Annotated in this window: 13 protein-coding genes; 3 read left to right on the forward strand and 10 right to left on the reverse strand. The window is 45.1% G+C overall.

Going from position 1 to position 17,928, the window contains the following annotated elements:
* Positions 1-39: 39 nt before the first annotated feature.
* From parC to nudF, 6 genes are all read right to left on the reverse strand, one after another.
* The gene (parC, locus tag OW495_RS06930) at positions 40-2,298 is read right to left on the reverse strand and encodes a DNA topoisomerase IV subunit A (RefSeq protein ID WP_065105598.1); all 2,259 of its coding nucleotides are present in this window, start codon (positions 2,296-2,298) and stop codon (positions 40-42) included.
* 3 nt (positions 2,299-2,301) lie between these two features.
* Entirely contained in the window at positions 2,302-4,182 is a 1,881-nt protein-coding gene (gene parE / locus OW495_RS06935; RefSeq protein ID WP_017106834.1) for a DNA topoisomerase IV subunit B, read from the reverse strand.
* Between the two features lie 239 nt (positions 4,183-4,421).
* Positions 4,422-5,027: an esterase YqiA gene (yqiA, locus tag OW495_RS06940; protein WP_102269520.1), complete on the reverse strand. Its 606-nt coding sequence runs from the start codon at positions 5,025-5,027 to the stop codon at positions 4,422-4,424.
* Complete coding sequence (cpdA, locus tag OW495_RS06945; RefSeq protein ID WP_017106836.1) at positions 5,027-5,851, reverse strand: 3',5'-cyclic-AMP phosphodiesterase; 825 nt, start codon at positions 5,849-5,851, stop codon at positions 5,027-5,029. The genes yqiA and cpdA overlap by 1 nt, the downstream gene beginning before the upstream one ends.
* Before the next feature lie 60 nt (positions 5,852-5,911).
* A complete protein-coding gene (locus tag OW495_RS06950) occupies positions 5,912-6,352 on the reverse strand; it encodes a DUF1249 family protein (RefSeq protein ID WP_017106837.1) in 441 nt (146 codons plus the stop codon).
* A gap of 4 nt (positions 6,353-6,356) precedes the next feature.
* The gene (nudF, locus tag OW495_RS06955; protein ID WP_017106838.1) at positions 6,357-6,986 is read right to left on the reverse strand and encodes an ADP-ribose diphosphatase; all 630 of its coding nucleotides are present in this window, start codon (positions 6,984-6,986) and stop codon (positions 6,357-6,359) included.
* Positions 6,987-7,213: 227 nt separating this feature from the next.
* Between nudF and tolC the strand changes: the two genes are divergently transcribed.
* Positions 7,214-8,557 carry an outer membrane channel protein TolC gene (gene tolC, locus OW495_RS06960; RefSeq protein WP_102485478.1) on the forward strand — a complete coding sequence of 448 codons (1,344 nt, stop codon included), beginning with the start codon at positions 7,214-7,216 and terminating at the stop codon, positions 8,555-8,557.
* A gap of 167 nt (positions 8,558-8,724) precedes the next feature.
* Here tolC and hldE read toward each other — a convergent pair whose 3' ends face one another.
* The 3 genes from hldE to OW495_RS06975 form a co-directional block, all read right to left on the reverse strand.
* Complete coding sequence (gene hldE / locus OW495_RS06965) at positions 8,725-10,155, reverse strand: bifunctional D-glycero-beta-D-manno-heptose-7-phosphate kinase/D-glycero-beta-D-manno-heptose 1-phosphate adenylyltransferase HldE (protein WP_102513987.1); 1,431 nt, start codon at positions 10,153-10,155, stop codon at positions 8,725-8,727.
* 122 nt (positions 10,156-10,277) lie between these two features.
* A complete protein-coding gene (gene glnE, locus OW495_RS06970) occupies positions 10,278-13,127 on the reverse strand; it encodes a bifunctional [glutamate--ammonia ligase]-adenylyl-L-tyrosine phosphorylase/[glutamate--ammonia-ligase] adenylyltransferase (protein ID WP_102513988.1) in 2,850 nt (949 codons plus the stop codon).
* 209 nt (positions 13,128-13,336) lie between these two features.
* Positions 13,337-14,593: a methyl-accepting chemotaxis protein gene (locus OW495_RS06975; RefSeq protein ID WP_289885737.1), complete on the reverse strand. Its 1,257-nt coding sequence runs from the start codon at positions 14,591-14,593 to the stop codon at positions 13,337-13,339.
* A gap of 97 nt (positions 14,594-14,690) precedes the next feature.
* Here OW495_RS06975 and OW495_RS06980 point away from each other — a divergent pair, with 97 nt between their 5' ends.
* Entirely contained in the window at positions 14,691-15,440 is a 750-nt protein-coding gene (locus OW495_RS06980) for a potassium channel family protein (protein WP_017106843.1), read from the forward strand.
* A 51-nt stretch (positions 15,441-15,491) separates the two neighbouring features.
* Here the strand turns inward: OW495_RS06980 and OW495_RS06985 are convergent, their stop codons facing one another.
* On the reverse strand, positions 15,492-17,009 hold the full coding sequence (locus tag OW495_RS06985) for an inorganic triphosphatase (protein ID WP_102327052.1): 1,518 nt from the start codon (positions 17,007-17,009) through the stop codon (positions 15,492-15,494).
* A gap of 207 nt (positions 17,010-17,216) precedes the next feature.
* Between OW495_RS06985 and OW495_RS06990 the strand changes: the two genes are divergently transcribed.
* On the forward strand, positions 17,217-17,897 hold the full coding sequence (locus OW495_RS06990; protein WP_029223333.1) for a TIGR00153 family protein: 681 nt from the start codon (positions 17,217-17,219) through the stop codon (positions 17,895-17,897).
* The last annotated feature ends 31 nt before the right edge of the window (positions 17,898-17,928 follow it).

The following is a 17,928-nucleotide window of genomic DNA, read 5'->3' on the forward strand; positions in this document are numbered from 1 at the left end:
TTATCTAATCATCTTATCTAATAAATATAGTAAACGTCTCTACGATTCGCTTGGGTCTTCGATATCGATGCGAGTCACACGTTGCAAACCTCTTGGCAGTAAACCACCACGACGACCACGTTCACCACGGAAGTTCTCAAGATCTGATGGTTTCAAACCAAGCTTACGTTTACCCGCATAGATAGTCAGCGTCGCATTCTCAGGGATTGCCATCAAGTGTGACACAAACTCTTCACGCTCTTTCGCTTTAGCAGAAGGGATGTTGATGATCTTGTTGCCCTTACCTTTGCTAAGCTGCGGCAGGTCTTTAATTGGGAACAACAACATACGACCTTGGTTAGTAATCGCCAAAATCTGGTTGCTTTCAAGGTCAGCAATTGGGCTTGGCAGCATCACTTCTGAAGATTGTGGTAAGTTCACCAACGCTTTACCGCTCTTGTTCTTCGACAGTAGATCACTGCCCTTACAAACAAAACCGTATCCAGCATCAGAACCGACTAACCATAGCTGTTCATTCTCTCCCATCACCACTTGGCGAATCGAAGTACCCGGACTGACGTTCAGGCGGCCTGTAATTGGCTCACCTTGGCTTCGAGCCGACGGTAATGAATGAGACTCAAGGGAGTAACTTCGGCCATCACTGCCGAGGAACACCGCTTGTTGGTTACTCTTACCCTTAGCGCTCGCTAAGAATTTATCACCTGATTTGTAGTTCAAGCCTTCAGCGTCAACCTCATGCCCTTTAGCATGACGAATCCAACCTTTCTCAGACAACACAACCGTAATTGGTTCGCTTGGTACTAAGTCACGTTCTGTTAACGCTTTCGCTTCAGCACGCTCAATCAATGGTGAACGACGATCATCGCCGTATTTATCTGCATCGGCTTGGATTTCTTTTTTGATCAGCGTATTCAAGCGACGCTCTGAACCTAGTAGCTTTTCAAGCTTCTCACGTTCAGCTTCAAGCTCTTCTTGCTCAGCTCGGATTTTAAATTCTTCTAACTTAGCTAAGTTACGAAGTTTAATATCAAGAATCGCATTGGCTTGAATTTCAGAAATGTTGAAACGGTTCATCAGGACAGGACATGGTTCGTCTTCTGTTCGAATGATCTCAATCACTTCATCGATGTTTAGGTAAGCAGCAAGTAAGCCTTCTAAGATGTGCAAACGAGCCAACACTTTATCTAGACGGTATTGCAGACGACGGCGAACCGTTGTGCGACGGAACTCAATCCACTCTTTCAGAATCTGAACTAAGCCTTTCACTTGAGGACGATTGTCTAAACCAATCATGTTCAAGTTAACGCGGAAGTTTTTCTCGAGATCTGTCGAAGCGAATAGGTGACTCATCAATTGGTCACAGTCGATACGGTTCGAGCGAGGAACCACGACGATACGCGTTGGGTTCTCGTGATCAGATTCATCACGCAGATCGTCAACCATTGGCAGTTTTTTAGCTCGCATCTGGTTCGCGATTTGCTCCAATAACTTCGCACCTGACACTTGATGAGGTAAAGCCGTGATAACAATATCAGAGCCTTCTTTGTGCCATACCGCGCGCATCTTGATGCTGCCGCGGCCTGTACGATAGATCTTTTCGATGTCCGACTTCGGCGAAATAATCTCAGCCTCTGTCGGGTAATCAGGACCTTGAATGAAACCCATCACATCTGGAAGTTCAGCTTTCGGCGTATCAATCAAATGAATCGCTGCGTTCGCCACTTCACGGACATTGTGAGGCGGGATGTCAGTCGCCATACCAACCGCAATACCTGTGATGCCGTTAAGCAAGATGTGAGGAAGACGTGCTGGCAACATCTGAGGCTCTTTCATCGTGCCATCAAAGTTTGGTTGCCAATCAACAGTGCCCTGACCTAATTCACCAAGCAGGACTTCAGCAAACTTCGACAGTTTTGCCTCGGTATAACGCATCGCAGCGAATGATTTAGGATCATCCGGTGCACCCCAGTTACCTTGACCGTCCACCAATGGGTAACGGTAAGAGAATGGTTGCGCCATCAATACCATGGCTTCGTAACAAGCAGAGTCACCGTGTGGGTGGTACTTACCTAGAACGTCACCAACCGTACGAGCTGATTTTTTATATTTCGATGCAGCAGAAAGACCCAACTCAGACATCGCATAGATAATACGACGCTGTACTGGCTTCAAGCCATCACCGATATAAGGCAATGCACGATCCATGATCACGTACATTGAGTAATTTAAATAGGCATCTTCGGTGAACTTGCGCATCGGCAATTGTTCAACGCCATCATATGTAATTTCGTTAGACATCCATTATACCTCGGCCATATCACCGTTAGTCTGTAGCCATGAACGGCGATCATCTGCACGTTTTTTACCAAGCAGCATGTCCATCATCTCGTTGGTTGCGTCGTTGTCATCGATAGTCAACTGAACAAGGCGACGAGTGTTTGGATCCATCGTGGTTTCACGTAACTGAAGTGGGTTCATTTCACCCAGACCTTTGAATCGTTGTACGTTGATCTTGGCTTTTTTCTGCGATAGTCGCTCAAGTACACCATCTTTCTCTGCGTCATCGAGTGCGTAGAACACTTCTTTACCGCAATCGATACGATACAGAGGAGGCATTGCCACATAGATATGACCCGCTTCAACCAATGCATGGAAGTGGCGAGTAAATAGTGCACATAACAATGTCGCGATATGAAGACCATCCGAGTCCGCATCGGCAAGAATACAGATCTTACCGTAACGTAAACCTGATAAATCATCGTTGTCAGGGTCGATACCCAAAGCAACCGAAATATCATGTACTTCTTGTGAAGCCAGAACTTGGTCGGCAGACACTTCCCATGTGTTGAGAATTTTACCGCGCAGTGGCATTACTGCTTGGAACTCACGATCACGAGCTTGTTTAGCAGAACCACCCGCCGAGTCCCCTTCCACGAAGAAGATTTCGGTGCGGCTTAAGTCTTGAACTGAACAGTCGGTCAATTTACCCGGCAGCGCCGGACCCGAAGCGATTTTCTTACGTACAACTTTTTTGCTTGCTCGCATACGACGGTGAGCGTTAGCAATACACGCTTCTGCAAGTAATTCTGCTAGCTGAGGCTTTTCATTCAACCACAAGCTAAACGCATCTTTAACCACACCAGAAACAAACGCAGCGGTTTGACGAGAAGATAAGCGCTCTTTGGTTTGACCCGCAAATTGTGGATCTTGCATCTTCACCGATAGAACGTAAGAACAACGGTCAAAGATGTCATCACCCGTTAGCTTAACGCCACGAGGCAACAAGTTACGGAATTCACAGAACTCACGCATCGCATCAAGCAGACCTTGGCGAAGACCGTTTACGTGCGTACCACCTTGTTTAGTTGGTACTAAGTTCACGTAACTCTCGGTGATCATATCACCGCCTTCTGGCTGCCAGATAATAGCCCAGTTTGCCATTTCAGTTTCAGCAACGAACTCGCCAACATACGGTTCTTCAGGCAGTAACGTGTAACCTTTCACACCTTCAGCAAGGTAGTCTTTTAGGCCATCTTCGTAGTACCACTTATGTTCTTCACCGCCCACTTTATCGATGAAAGTGATTTCTAAACCCGGGCAAAGTACTGCTTTCGCGCGCAGGTTATTGATAAGACGTAAAACCGAAAACTTAGAGCTATCGAAGTATTTAGGATCAGGCCAGAAGTGAACAGATGTACCGCTATTGCGATGACCACAAGTGCCAGTCACAGTCAGCTCAGTCACTGCATGACCACCCTCTAAGGCAATTTCGTGCACTTGCCCTTCACGACGAACGGTCACTTCTACACGTTTAGACAGTGCGTTTACTACCGAGATACCTACCCCGTGCAAACCACCAGAAAATTTGTAGTTGTTGTTTGAGAATTTACCGCCTGAGTGGAGCTTAGTTAAAATCAGCTCAACACCCGAGATCCCTTTTTCAGGGTGGATATCAACCGGCATACCACGGCCGTCATCGGTAACTTCTAATGATTGGTCAGCATGAAGCACGACTTTAATTTTCTTAGCGTGTCCCGCTAATGCTTCATCGACCGAGTTATCAATGACTTCTTGGGCAAGGTGGTTCGGCCTTTCTGTCTCTGTATACATACCTGGGCGGTGTCGCACAGGATCGAGACCTTCAAGTACCTCGAGGTCTTTTGCATTATATTGTTCAGTCATAATACGGAGTTTACTCAAAAAGTTTGCGTCAGTTCGCAGGCTCTAGTTTCACTAAAGCAAAATTATTACTATGAACCTTCATAGTAGAGCGAACGAGCGAAGTATTGGGGAATATAGTCTGGAAGCTGAGTAATGATGTCAAGCTAGTTCAAAAACTAAGACATCAAACTATGATATTTCACCATTGATAGATGAAATAACAGGCAAACAAGAGAAAATCACTCTGTTGGTGAAACAGGTTAAAGGTTTAGAAAGGTGACAATTTGTTGTGGGTAGCGCTCGAAATCAACAAAGCTATGATCACCGCCTTCTTCTACTGTTTGTGTTGCACCTTGGTACTTCTCTACCGCTTGTCGGTAATCCAGAACTTCGTCTTCCGTTTGCTGAAGTAACCAAAAGTCGCTCGGCTTAGCGAGAGCCGGAACCTCTAATGCCTTCAGTTCATCAATGTGTTTTGTTTCCAACACATATCGTTCATCTGTATATGGGTTTACTTGCTCACCTAAATAATCAGCAAGAAGCTCATACGGCTTCACGGCTGGGTTTACAACCACCGCTTTGAAACCATAGTGACTATTCAGCCATGTTGAAAGATAGCCACCCAAGGAGCTACCGACTAATGCGATCTGATATTGATCTTTATATTGCTCGACCAACTGCTGCAAATGAAGAGCAGCTTGTTGAGGGAAGCTCGGTAATTGAGGGGTAACAACTTTAATATCCGTACGGTGCTGAGCACAGTAATCCGCCATCACATTCGCTTTGTGAGAACGTGATGAACTGTTAAAGCCGTGAATATAAAGCAGCAGTGATGGCTTACCGGCTTGCTCATTCGAATCAGACATTAGTATCCTCCTGCAGCAAAATCAGGTAGGAATTGCCCATGAGGTAAACGGCGAACTTCTGTCGTAACCGTACCATCTTGGTGCAATTCAATCTCTCGCCAGCCTGGAGATAATGTATCAACAGCAAAGTCGTTCGAGTTTGGTTTGAATTGAACACAAGTCGATGGGGTTGCCATGACTTGTACACCATGATGATTGCGGTTCATGTCTTGATGAACGTGACCACAAAGCACCGCTTTCACATTGGTGTGCTGTTGAACCACATCCCAGAACTGCTCAGCATCTTTCAAGTTGTGTTGGTCAAGCCATGCACTACCCACCAGTAAAGGGTGGTGATGCAAAAGAACCAAGGTATTTCGCTCGGGGAACTCTGAGAGTTTTTGTTCCAGCAGATCAAGTTGTTGATCGCTCAAACGTCCATGCGGCACACCAACCACTTGAGAATCCAGCATGACCATCTGCCAGTTATCTCCTAGCAGAACGTGATCAACACACTGTATTTGTGGCGATGGTAATACACTGCCCATATTAGGCTTGAAATCGTGATTCCCTGGCAACCAATAACATGGTTTTGCCAAAGGCTGAATGCCCGACTCAAACTTTTGGTACGATTCAGCACTGTGGTCCTGCGAAATATCGCCGGTAGCTAAGATCGCTTGATAGTCAAAGTTGTGGCTAACAATGCCATCGACTACAGCACGAAAGCTATCTTGTGTGTTGATGCTTAATAAGCTGCCATTGCTCGGTGCAAATAAATGCGTGTCCGTTAGCTGCACAAGCTTAATACTGCTCTCATCAAATTTTGAAGTGTGTGATAATTCCAAAATAACAAATCCAGATACGTTACTGTTTAGACTTTAAAAGTGTTCTTAAAATAGGCTCAATTAAAAAGGAATTGGTGTACGGCTGATACCAGTTTTTAAACAAAACGTTAACCATTCCCCAAGAAATTTATTCAATTGAAATTTCTCATCCTTTTGCAGAAGCTTAGTGTTGGGATAGTCATATTTCGCTTTGACACGTGAAAAATCCCCGCTAGCGCACACTTCTGCAACTCGAGCGTCGTGATATAGCCTGACAGACATTTTTGGCAAAGGAAACACTGGCATCGCGTCACTCTGACATATATCTATTAATGTGGTGTATTTTGTGACCTCATTCACTGTCAATTGATACACCATATTAACGGCTTGGTAACAGCGAACGTCACCGACCTCATGCCCAACCGGTAACAAAGCGTTAAGTTTGGCATAATTGGTTTCGTAAACTCGCATCAATTCAGCAAGATCAACATGATACGGTTTTTTGACCGCTATATTTGGCATAACGTTAATCTATCCACTCTGACTGTAATTCTTGGTAGTTCAATTGTAGCCACTGCAGCGCAATGATCGTGGCCCCATTTTCAAACACACCCTCTTTTACTAACTGATAAGCCGCCTCGCGACTCATCACTTGCACGCGAATATCTTCACCTTCGTAATCCAATCCGTGTACACCTTTTGCTGTCGTGGCATCAACGCAGCCAACAAAGACGTCGAGTCTTTCTGAACAGCCTCCAGATGAAGGGTAATACGAAGTGATCGGTAATACAGATCCGACTTCGACTCCCGCTTCTTCCATTGCCTCACGACGGGCGACGTCTTGTGGTGATTCGTCGGTATCAATGATCCCAGCAACAATTTCGTATTGCCACGGGTTCTGATGCTCTAAAGCGCCAACACGGATCTGCTCCACGATCACAACTTCATCACGGACAGGATCGTAAGGTAACAAAGCGGCGGCATGACCACGCTCAAACATTTCACGCTCTATCGGTTGGCTCCAGCCTCCCTCAAACAACCTATGCTTGAATGTGTATTTGACCATTTTGAAAAAACCACGAAACAGCGTCTCTTTTGAGACTATTTCCACATCTTGCGGAGTAAACTCATGTCGTTGATTGTCATACTGTTGCATTTGGTACCTCACTAAGTGATCTTTACAGTTTACTCATTGTCCGAGTTAACTACCAAGGATTAGGTTCAACTTTTTATATAAATTTTATAATTAAAGTTAAGTTTTAAAAAATAAATATTGCACAAGTGGACAGTTAAATGTAAAAAAGTGCAAAGTTTCGAGTAAATTACCACCAAACTGGGTTAAACTCTTTTAAAGAAAATTCCATAAAAGGCAGGAATAGGAAAATGAAAAAACTGCTTCCACTATTTATCAGTGCAGCAATTGGCAGCCTGAGTTCGTCAGCTTTTGCTGATACGCTAGCTGAAGTTTACGACCAAGCAAAACAGAACGATCCACAACTTCTTCGTTCAGCAGCGCAGCGCGATGCCGCTTTTGAAGCAGTAACGTCAAGCCGTAGCTCTTTGTTACCGCAAATCAATCTAAACGCGAACTATGATATTAATCGTGGTGAACGTGATTACGATTCAACGGGCAACTCAAATATTGACAACAATAATTGGGGTGTTGGTGTTGGCTTCACACAAGAGCTTTACCAACGTTCTTCTTGGATCACGCTAGATACAGCTGAGAAAACTGCTCGTCAATCTGATTCAGCGTACGCGGCAGAGCAACAAGCTTTGATCCTTCGTGTTGCGACAGCATACTTCGAAGTACTTCGCGCTCAAGATAACCTAGAGTTTGTTCGTGCAGAAAAAGCCGCAGTTGCTCGTCAACTAGAGCAAACAAAACAGCGCTTTGAAGTAGGTCTTTCAGCAATCACCGATGTACATGATGCACAAGCTCAGTACGATGGCGTTTTGGCTGATGAAGTTCTTGCAGAGAACGACTTAGTTAATAGCTACGAAGGTCTACGTGAGATCACAGGTCAGGAACACTCTAACCTAAGCATCCTAGATACTGATCGTTTCTCAGCAAGCAAATCTTCAGAATCAGCTGCTGCACTCGTTGAACAAGCACAAGAGAAAAACCTGAGTCTATTGGCATCGCGTATTTCTCAAGACATCGCTAAAGACAACATCTCTCTAGCAAGCTCTGGTCATCTACCTAGTCTAACATTAGATGGTAGCTACGCATTTGCAGGTCAAACTGATACCGCTAATACTCCAACAGGAAATGGCGACTACGACCAAGATAACCTAAACATTGGTTTGAACTTAGTTGTACCTCTATACACCGGTGGTAACACAACTTCTTTGACTAAACAGGCTGAATACAACTACGTTGCAGCAAGTGAAGATCTAGAAGCCACTTACCGTAGCGTTGTAAAGGACGTACGTGCATTCAACAACAACATCACAGCTTCGATCGGTGCTCTACGCGCTTACGAACAGTCTGTTGTTTCTGCTCAGTCTGCTCTAGAAGCAACAGAAGCAGGTTTTGATGTGGGTACTCGTACTATCGTTGACGTACTAGATTCAACTCGTCGTCTATACGATGCAAACAAAAACCTTTCAGATGCTCGTTACAACTACATCCTAAGTGTTCTTCAGCTTCGTCAAGCGGTTGGTACACTGAGCGAACAAGACATTGTTGATGTAAACGCAGGTCTAAAAGTAGCAAGTAAGTAATTCTTAAATCCTTATTAAAGACTCTAACCTGAGTCTTTAATCAAGTAACTAGATTACAGTTACAAAAATGCCGCTCATTGAGCGGCATTTTTATTAACTATCAAAAGCTAGATTTACAATCTAACTATAAGCTTGAGGCTAAAGGTTTGAGACTAGAAAGCTAAGAGTTAGCCGCGACCACCTTTAATCGCTTTAATGATTTCAGTCGTAGAACAGCCATCTTCGAAGTTAAGTACTTTAACTTCGCCACCAGCAGCAATCACTTCCTCGCCACCAGCGATCTCTTCAGGTTTGTAATCACCACCTTTCACCAGAATGCTTGGCAACACCTCAGAGATCAAACGTTGAGGCGTATCTTCAGAAAATGGAACAACCCAATCAACCGCACCTAAACCAGCCAATACTGCCATACGGCGATCGGTTGGGTTCACAGGACGACCCGGGCCTTTCAAGCGTTTCACTGAGTCATCCGTATTAACGGCAACGATCAAACGATCCCCTAACTCAGCCGCGTGGTTCATGTAAGAGACATGACCAGCATGCAGAATATCAAAGCAGCCATTGGTCATAACCACTTTCTCGCCTTTCGCACGAGCACGTTTTACCGCTTCAACCAGTGCCGCTTCAGAGATAACACCGTAATCGGTATCTTGGCTACCGTGAATCGCTTCCGCTAACTCAATCGTAGACAGCGTCGATGTTCCCAACTTACCGACAACGACACCTGCCGCTGCGTTCGCCAGTGCACACGCTTCATCCAGTGGTTTACCAGCAGCAACAGACGCAGCCAGTACTGAGATAACCGTATCGCCAGCACCAGTCACGTCATAGACTTCTTTTGCTTGAGTCGGTAAGTGGAATGGTTCCAAACCTTTGCGAAGCAGCGTCATACCATGCTCGCTACGAGTAACAAGTAACGCTTCAAAATCGAACTCTTCAATTAACGCGAGTCCTTTTTCGATCATCTCTTCCTCAGTCTTGACCTTGCCAGCGACCAACTCAAATTCCGCCATATTAGGCGTTAATAATGTCGCACCACGGTATCGTTCAAAGTCAGCACCTTTTGGATCGATAAAGACCGGAACCTTAGCCGCACGTGCTTTTTGGATAAAGCTCTGTACATGCTCAAGTGCACCTTTCGCATAATCAGAGAGGATGACAGAACGTACATTAGGTAGCGCTTGTTCCATGCGAGACAAAACAAGTTCAGGATCCGTGTTCTCAAATTTGTCTTCAAAATCAAGACGAATCAACTGTTGTCCACGGCTCATCACGCGCAATTTAGTGATGGTTGGGTAATCGTCCAACTCAACAAAATCACACTTAACCTTTAATGCACCCAAGGTGTTTTTTAACACCTCAGCAGGTTCATCTTTACCAGTCAAACCAACGACATGTGCGTGACCACCAAGAGATGCAATATTCATCGCTACATTGGCAGCACCGCCTGGTCGCTCTTCGTTATTTTCTACTTTTACAACGGGTACTGGTGCTTCTGGTGAAATACGGCCAGTTGGGCCATACCAGTAACGATCAAGCATTACGTCACCGACAATAAGAACACCTGATTGACTGTAGTCAGGTAGAATTGGTTTCATTATTGATCTCCAAAAATCAAATCTGGCCAGAGTCTAGCACACTGATTACAGTGGCTAAACCATAGAAAAATCAGCAAACACCTATCACGATAGGTACTGCAATCAGTAAGCATTAACTAAGGTTAAGCTTCCATCCATTGCTTCCATGCTTGAACAACATGTTCTCTTTCCATTTCAAACTTATCAATCGCCACATCCGCATCGAGGTTGAGTAGATTACGGTGGTGAATTTCATCTCTTAATGTCGTATAAGCATTGGTCAATGCCATACCTTGTTGCTCGTCCATAATCCCTTGCGACAACAAGCTTTCAAAGATTCGGACATTGTCGCACCAACGGGTGAGCTTAGGTTTCTCGTTGCTGTATCTCAGCACTAGATATTGAGCCAAGAACTCAATATCAGTAATACCGCCCGCATCTTGTTTCAGCATGAATCGATCGGATTTTTTACCGCCTAAATGACCGCGCATTTTTTCACGCATATCCACAACGGATTTTTTGAGTGTTGCCTCATCACGAGCCAAGCACAGAACCTCATGGCGAGTTTTGTTAAACGCAGACGCCAATAAGTCATCGCCATAAATCATACGAGCGCGAGTCAAGGCTTGGTGCTCCCACGTCCACGCATCATTGTGCTGATACTCATCAAACGCATCGGTTGGGCTCACAAGCAAGCCCGATGCGCCTGAAGGTCGTAGGCGAGTATCGACCTCATATAAAATTCCGGAAGCAGTTCTGGTCGAGAAAATATGAATAATGCGCTGTGCCAACCTTAAATAAAACTGGCGTCCATCAATCTCTTTCTTACCATCAGTATAGATGTGTACTGGGCAATCGTGCATGAACACAATATCAAGATCGGAGTTGTAACCTAGCTCCCAGCCTCCAACTTTGCCATAACCAACCACCGCGAAACCGCGCCCTTCTCGATCTTTCACATGAGTGGGCTCACCGAACTTAGCCGACACTTGCAGCCATGCTTGATTAATACCCGCCTCAACAATCGCTTCCGCTAAATAAGTAAGGTGATCACTGACCTTCATAACAGGTAATGCGCCCGCAATATCCGCGGCAGCAATTCTCAAAATACAAGTCTGCTTAAACTGACGCAGACCTTCCATCTGCTGCTCCATATCGTCTTCAGGAATACGAGCAAGATAGTCACGCAACTCTGTTTTGTAGGACTCTAATGGCACAGGATTATAGAGTTGTTGAGGGTCGATAAGTTCATCTAAAAGAATAGGATAACGACCAAGCTGCTCCGAAATCATCGGGCTGGCAGTACATAGACGAACTAACTGAGTCAGAGCAGCAGGGTGTTCATCAAGCAGCTCTAGATAGGTAGTTCGAGTCACTATTTTTTGCAGCAGATGCAATACTCTAGATAAACCAAACTCTGCATCCTTCGCGGTATACAATGCTTGGAAGACTTTAGGCATTAAACGATTGAGCACTTCACGTCCGCGTGGGCCAAGCGTTTTTTTAGCCAAGTCCGCTTTAAACTGAATAATCGTTTTTGCTGCTTCTGCAGGGCTAGCGATTGCAATATCGTGTTCTAGCACTTGCTCAATCACATCCGGCTTATGGGCCATATCCCACAATTCACTAAAGTGACTCGCAATTGGGTTTGCGTCTTCTTCATCAACCCCAATCAAATCTTCAAATACCGTATGTACATTCGCCATGTGCGCACGAGTCGCGTCAATCAAACCACCCCAATCTGCAAACTGCATTGCTATCGCGAGCTGTAGCTGCTCTTGCTCGTTGTCAGGTAAGGTTTGAGTCTGCTTGTCACCCATCGCTTGCAATAGGTTCTCAAGGCGGCGTAAAAACAGATAGGCATCACGCAAGTGGCCTACCTCTTCACTCTCAAGTAAATTCAGAGCGTCAATCGCACTTAGCGTTTCAAGTAGACCTCGCCCGCGAAGGCTCGGTTCACGTCCCCCACGAATCAATTGGAAGACTTGAGCAATAAACTCCACTTCACGGATACCACCAGAACCAAGCTTGATGTTATTCGATAAGCCACGACGACGAACCTCACTGCCAATCATCGACTTCATGCGTCTTAACGATTGAATAGCACTGAAGTCGATGTAACGACGGAACACGAATGGACGTAGCATCTGGCGAAGTTCTTGGTACTGCGGATACATTTCACAGCCCATGACTCGCGCCTTAACCATCGCGTAGCGTTCCCAGTCACGGCCTTGCTCTTGGTAGTAATCTTCCAGCGCAGCATAACTCATCACCAATGGGCCGCTCTCTCCGAATGGACGCAAACGCATGTCGACGCGATAACAGAACCCATCAAAGGTTTGTTGATCAAGCGCCTTGATAATACGCTGCCCTAAGCGAGTGAAAAACTGGGCGTTGGCGATACTTCGTCGCGCGCCTTGTGTTTCACCATTTTCAGGGTAAGTGAAAATCAGGTCGATATCCGAAGAGAAGTTAAGTTCTCCGCCACCCAATTTCCCCATACCAATGATCAACATAGGCTGCGCTTCACCTTGTTCATTGCAAGGAGTGCCCCACTCTTTACTGCAAATATCGTATTGCCACTGGTAGGTCTCAAAGATCATCGCCTCAGCCAACATCGATAAGTGGCTTAAGCTCTGCTCAAGTTGCCAAGAACCCTTAAAGTCGCGCCAAGCAATGTAGGTCATTTCTCGGTTGCGGAATTGGCGCAGCACTCGTTGGCCACTCATTTCATCACCACAACCAGAAAGTAACTCGGCTAATCGCTCACGATACCCTTGAGCACGTTCATCGCACTTAAGCATGTCCGGTAAAGCGCTAGATAAAACCGAATCACGCTGCAGGCATTCACCAATGAAGCCGCTCAGGCCTAATACATACTTAAGATCGTCAACAAGTGGCTCAGGCCACGCATTAATGGCTTCACTCTGATGTTCTAGTAAATGCTCAAAAGCAGACTGCGAATGAGTGACGAGCTGAGGAGGCAATGGCATGTTTCTTCCTTGTGTAAGCTATGCGACGAACGTTCGGGTTATCGGTTCTAGTCTTCAATAGTGAGTTTTAAAACTAAAGATCAGTTATACCAAAGTTACGCCAATAAAAAACGCCCACATTAGCAATGTGGGCGTTTTATCTGTGAACTTATTGAGTTAGGCCGATGTCTCTATGAATAAGTCTTTGGGAATAAGACAAAGGCCAATGATTAAACCTTAAATTGCTTAATCTTACCGTCGAGTTCTTGCGCGTTGCTTTCCATAAGCTGAGAAGTCTCAAGAAGCTCGCCGACTACCACAACAGACGCTTCCACAAGCTCACGAACATTGGTCAGGTTGACGCTCATCTCTTCAGCCACACTACTCTGTTGACCCGCAGCTGTTGCGATCTGGAAATTCATGTCATTGATTTGGTTTACTTGGCTTACGATACCGTCAAGTTCAGAGCCGGCGTTAGTCACCAGATCCACACCTTCAGCCGCTTCAACAACACTCTTTTCCATCAGTTCTACCGCAGAGTTAGCGCTGCTTTGTAGGTGACTGATCATGTCTTGAATCTCGACTGTCGCTTGTTGAGTACGCTGCGCAAGGTTACGAACCTCATCAGCCACCACGGCAAAACCACGACCCGCTTCACCTGCACGCGCCGCTTCAATCGCTGCGTTTAGTGCTAATAGATTTGTTTGCTCTGAAATGCCTTGGATAGTACCAACAACGCTGCCGATTGAATCAACGCGCTCTTCGACTTGGTTTACCGCCGCTGCAGAGGCTGCGATGTCGGAAGACAACTCGCTCATCTTAGAAACAGATCCTTGAACAAACTTCTGCCCCGTCAATGCTTGACCTGATGCTTGTTCAGTCAATGAAGACGCACTTTGTGCATGCTCAGCGACAGTTTGTACAGTAGAGGTCATTTCGCTCATAGCTGTCGCTAACTGATCGATCTCATTGAACTCTTCTTGAGCCGAGTCTTTGGTTTCTGACATGCTGATGGTCATCACTTCCGTCAGAGCAAACAGTTCATCTGAAGAGGCAATCTGAGCGTTAACCATGTCATGCAGTTGTACCCGAGTTTTCTCAAGCTCACGTGCCACGTCGCCGTATTCATCTTTACAATCCATATGAATTGGCACTGACAGGTTCTTGTCTGCCATGGTTTTGATTACATCGTTTAGGTATTGAGTTTGGCGCAACATAACGCGCGCCGCAGCTAATAGAAGAACCACAAACACAATGATCATCAAGGCTGTTTGCCAAGCCACTTGAACTAGGTAAGTCTCGTAATGCTGCTGTGCAACTTGAGCATTGTTCGTTACTGCAAGTAATGAATCATAAAACGTGCTCGCGTCCCATAGTTGCTTCGAAATGATCAGAATCGTGCTGAATATCATCAACATGATCATTTTTGGAACGAGACGAACGTCAGAGATTACCCTTTCCCACGGCTTGAATGACAGTTTAGTCATTGTCAGTTCTCCATTAACTCTTATATATTGATGGCTTCTATATCCGCGAGATGGCTATGTCAGTCAAAGTTCGCGATTTATTTTGAGCCTCGTATGAATGTTAAATAGTATCAAAGACACAACCAAGCCGATGAGCTTATTATCACTGATTCTCTCTTTCTTAGCGCTATTTGTGATCTCAGGCTTATTGTTTGCACCGATTGATAAAGAATCGAAACAAGTCCTTATCGGCCTCGATTTTATAATCTGTAGTGTTTTTCTTTTTCAGCTCACGATTGATCTATTCAGATCACAAAACAAGAAAGAATACCTAAAAGTACACTGGATCGATTTCTTAGCAAGTATCCCGATGGTCGAGCCGCTCCGTTTCGCTCGCATTTTTCAGATCTTGCGTGTGATTCTGGTTTTGCGCTCGGGTAAACGTGTTTTCAGAGAGCTATTTCGCAATCGAAAAGAGACCACTCTCGCTTCGATCATTCTGCTTCTGGTCATTCTCTTAACCATAGGTGCAGGAACAATACTTCTGTTAGAGCACAAAGATCCTAATGCCAACATTACCACTGGCCAAGATGCTTTATGGTGGGCTTTCGTTACCATCAGTACTGTGGGCTATGGCGACCACTACCCAGTAACGAGCTCAGGAAAATTAGTGGCGTCTTTAGTTATTATTTGCGGCGTGGGCGTTTTTGGTATGATTTCAGGCTTGATTACCTCTTTAATCACCTCTCCCACTCATCATGAGAATCAACGGGCTGAAAACAAAGAGAAGCATCTTGAAAAGATCATAGAGCAACAACAAAAAATCCTCGAACGACTAGAGAAGCTTGAGCAACAAACAAAAAAATAGGGCCGAGGCCCTATTTAGAAATTCATACTTATCTTGATACAGGTGTTGAGTTTAATCTTGCCAGTAAGGCTCAACTTCGACACTGATTTGGCGCGTCTGCTCCATCGCATGCAGGATAGACACCTCTTGACGAGCCAACCAACGCTCTAGCTGAACCTTCTCATCGCCTTCTAATTTCTCAGTTAACGGCTCTAATGTTTTAAGTGCTAGTAGGTCATCAATGCCTTGCACCATATCGGCCCATGGCAAGCGGAAGCTGTTTCGCTCAACGTCATCATATAAACTCGCGAAACCAACGCCAGAATATAGATTTCGCATCAAACGGTATTGCTGCTCAATATACGCTTGGCTGGTCATCACTCGCTCAGGCGGGAAAGCTTCCATCAAGTCTGCCCATGTGCGATCGAGTTGCTGCACAGAAAACCATTCGATACCACGCCCCATTTGCTCACGCGCTTTCTCATCTAAGAAAGGTTGCCAACCACGAGACAAGATCCAGCGGCTTAGGTCTAGCAGTAAACCGGTATAACGAGCAGAGCTAAGCAAAGTCAGCAATTCTTCGCGATCTGGCAGTTGCTCTTGCATCTCTTTGAGTTCAGCGACTAAGAACTTACGCGCATCGAGCTTACGCAGCACGTGGCCTTTATCTTCGAGCAAATCTTCGAAGTGGTCATAGCTTTTCAGCCAATCGAGCTCTTGCTCAAGCCACTTCAACTCTTGACGTAAAATAGCACTCGCGCGCCTTGGCACAATGCCACCATAAATAGTGAAGGTTTGACGGATAAAACTCAGCGAGTGACTGATCTCATGCAGCGCTTCAATTGATTGGCGCTCGGTGAAGATCTGCTCGTGATAATGCCAATGAGCGAGAGCATGCTCTAAAGATTGAATGAAACACGATTCAACGGTATCACTTTTGTCAGTATCAACTAATGTCAAAGGAGTGACTTCATCTCCTTGATAACCTTGAGCAAGACGATAACCCTTAGCCGCTTTGCTAAGATTGCCTAAACGCATGCCACCTTGCTCGCAGAATTGACGAGACAAAGTAAACAGAGCATCGGTTTGACCTGATTTAAGTTCTAATTCAACTTCGCAAATCGGTTCTTGTAAACCACCAGACTCAACAAAACCTTGATCGAATGCGACCTCGACTTGACTGCCATCAGGCATACCAATCAACCACTGCTCACGTGTGAAGTTGGTAGAAAATAGAGGAGTCAGCTCAGCTTGCAGCGTTTCGATGTCTTTACCTGCTGGCCAAATATCCTCAGGATGTAAGGATAACTTAGGCTCATTGCTGTCGTGTTCTGCGTTGTATTCTGGCCTTTGATGCAGGCCAGCAACCACACGACCTGCGGTCTTAACGGTTTGTACAAACACGTCATCAAAACGTCGAATGCGCAAGCCTGTATCGTGCTTGCGTAGCCAGTTGTCAGGGGTGTCAAAGTAGATGTTACCTAGCTCGCGACAACTGTGCTGAAGTACTTTAGTTTCAGCAATTTTATTGCGTAAAGTCTCTGAAAAATCAGGAGAAACAAAAAACTTCAGTTCTATCTCGGTTTCCATAGTTATACCTTTCTGTGAAGATAGGGACAGGATATTGCCAATTTGAAAACTCAGCAAGTCAGAAATATCGCCCTTATGATGATCTAAAACAGTTTTAATGAGACATTGATTAGGTTAACATGCGCGACTTTGTAGCCATCGCTTAACATTTCACCATGAATATGGTGTATGTTGTTTTAAGGTTATTATTTATTAGGTTGGATGACCATGCCAGTAAATACAATTATGGGGTTATTTGCAAAGTCCCCAATTAAACCTTTGCAGCGTCACGTAGTATGCGTGAACGAATGTTGTTCTCACCTAGTTAATTTCTTTGAAGTTTCTTCAAAGGGTGACTGGGAGAAAGCATCAGAAATTCGAGCTCAAATTTCTCACCTTGAGAAAGAAGCTGACGTACTAAAACGTGAAATTCGCCTTAAACTTCCTCGCGGTTTGTTTATGCCTGTTGATCGCACCGACATGTTGGAGCTTTTAACTCAACAAGACAAACTAGCAAACCTAGCGAAAGACATTGCTGGCCGTGTATATGGTCGTCAACTTGTCATTCCTGCTCCAATGCAACAGAACTTCATCGCTTACGTTAAACGTTGTCTAGATGCAGCGAACCAAGCACAAAACGTAATCAATGAATTAGACGAATTGCTTGAAACGGGCTTTAAAGGCCGTGAAGTAACACTCGTTGCTGAAATGATTCATCAATTAGATGTAATTGAAGATGACACGGACGCGATGCAGATCGAACTACGCCAACAACTTATGGCGATAGAGAAAGATCTGAATCCAGTTGACATCATGTTCTTGTACAAGATTCTTGAATGGGTTGGTGGTATTGCAGATCAAGCACAGCGTGTTGGCGCTCGTCTTGAAGTAATGCTTTCTCGATCTTAAATCATACGCTAACTATATAACGAAGAGCATT

This window comes from Vibrio sp. 14N.309.X.WAT.E.F5 (assembly GCF_030397615.1).
Classification (GTDB): Bacteria; Pseudomonadota; Gammaproteobacteria; order Enterobacterales; family Vibrionaceae; genus Vibrio; species Vibrio lentus.

What these genes read in the sequence shown, in the direction of transcription:
- nudF (WP_017106838.1), bottom strand. Translation starts at nt 6,986, where the DNA reads ATGCAACAGTATGACAATCAACGACATGAGTTTACTCCGCAAGATGTG.
- yqiA (WP_102269520.1), bottom strand. Translation starts at nt 5,027, where the DNA reads ATGTCTGATTCGAATGAGCAAGCCGGTAAGCCATCACTGCTGCTTTAT.
- OW495_RS06975 (WP_289885737.1), bottom strand. Translation starts at nt 14,593, where the DNA reads ATGACTAAACTGTCATTCAAGCCGTGGGAAAGGGTAATCTCTGACGTT.
- OW495_RS06950 (WP_017106837.1), bottom strand. Translation starts at nt 6,352, where the DNA reads ATGCCAAATATAGCGGTCAAAAAACCGTATCATGTTGATCTTGCTGAA.
- parC (WP_065105598.1), bottom strand. Translation starts at nt 2,298, where the DNA reads ATGTCTAACGAAATTACATATGATGGCGTTGAACAATTGCCGATGCGC.
- tolC (WP_102485478.1), top strand. Translation starts at nt 7,214, where the DNA reads ATGAAAAAACTGCTTCCACTATTTATCAGTGCAGCAATTGGCAGCCTG.
- OW495_RS06980 (WP_017106843.1), top strand. Translation starts at nt 14,691, where the DNA reads ATGTTAAATAGTATCAAAGACACAACCAAGCCGATGAGCTTATTATCA.
- hldE (WP_102513987.1), bottom strand. Translation starts at nt 10,155, where the DNA reads ATGAAACCAATTCTACCTGACTACAGTCAATCAGGTGTTCTTATTGTC.
- OW495_RS06990 (WP_029223333.1), top strand. Translation starts at nt 17,217, where the DNA reads ATGCCAGTAAATACAATTATGGGGTTATTTGCAAAGTCCCCAATTAAA.
- OW495_RS06985 (WP_102327052.1), bottom strand. Translation starts at nt 17,009, where the DNA reads ATGGAAACCGAGATAGAACTGAAGTTTTTTGTTTCTCCTGATTTTTCA.
- parE (WP_017106834.1), bottom strand. Translation starts at nt 4,182, where the DNA reads ATGACTGAACAATATAATGCAAAAGACCTCGAGGTACTTGAAGGTCTC.
- glnE (WP_102513988.1), bottom strand. Translation starts at nt 13,127, where the DNA reads ATGCCATTGCCTCCTCAGCTCGTCACTCATTCGCAGTCTGCTTTTGAG.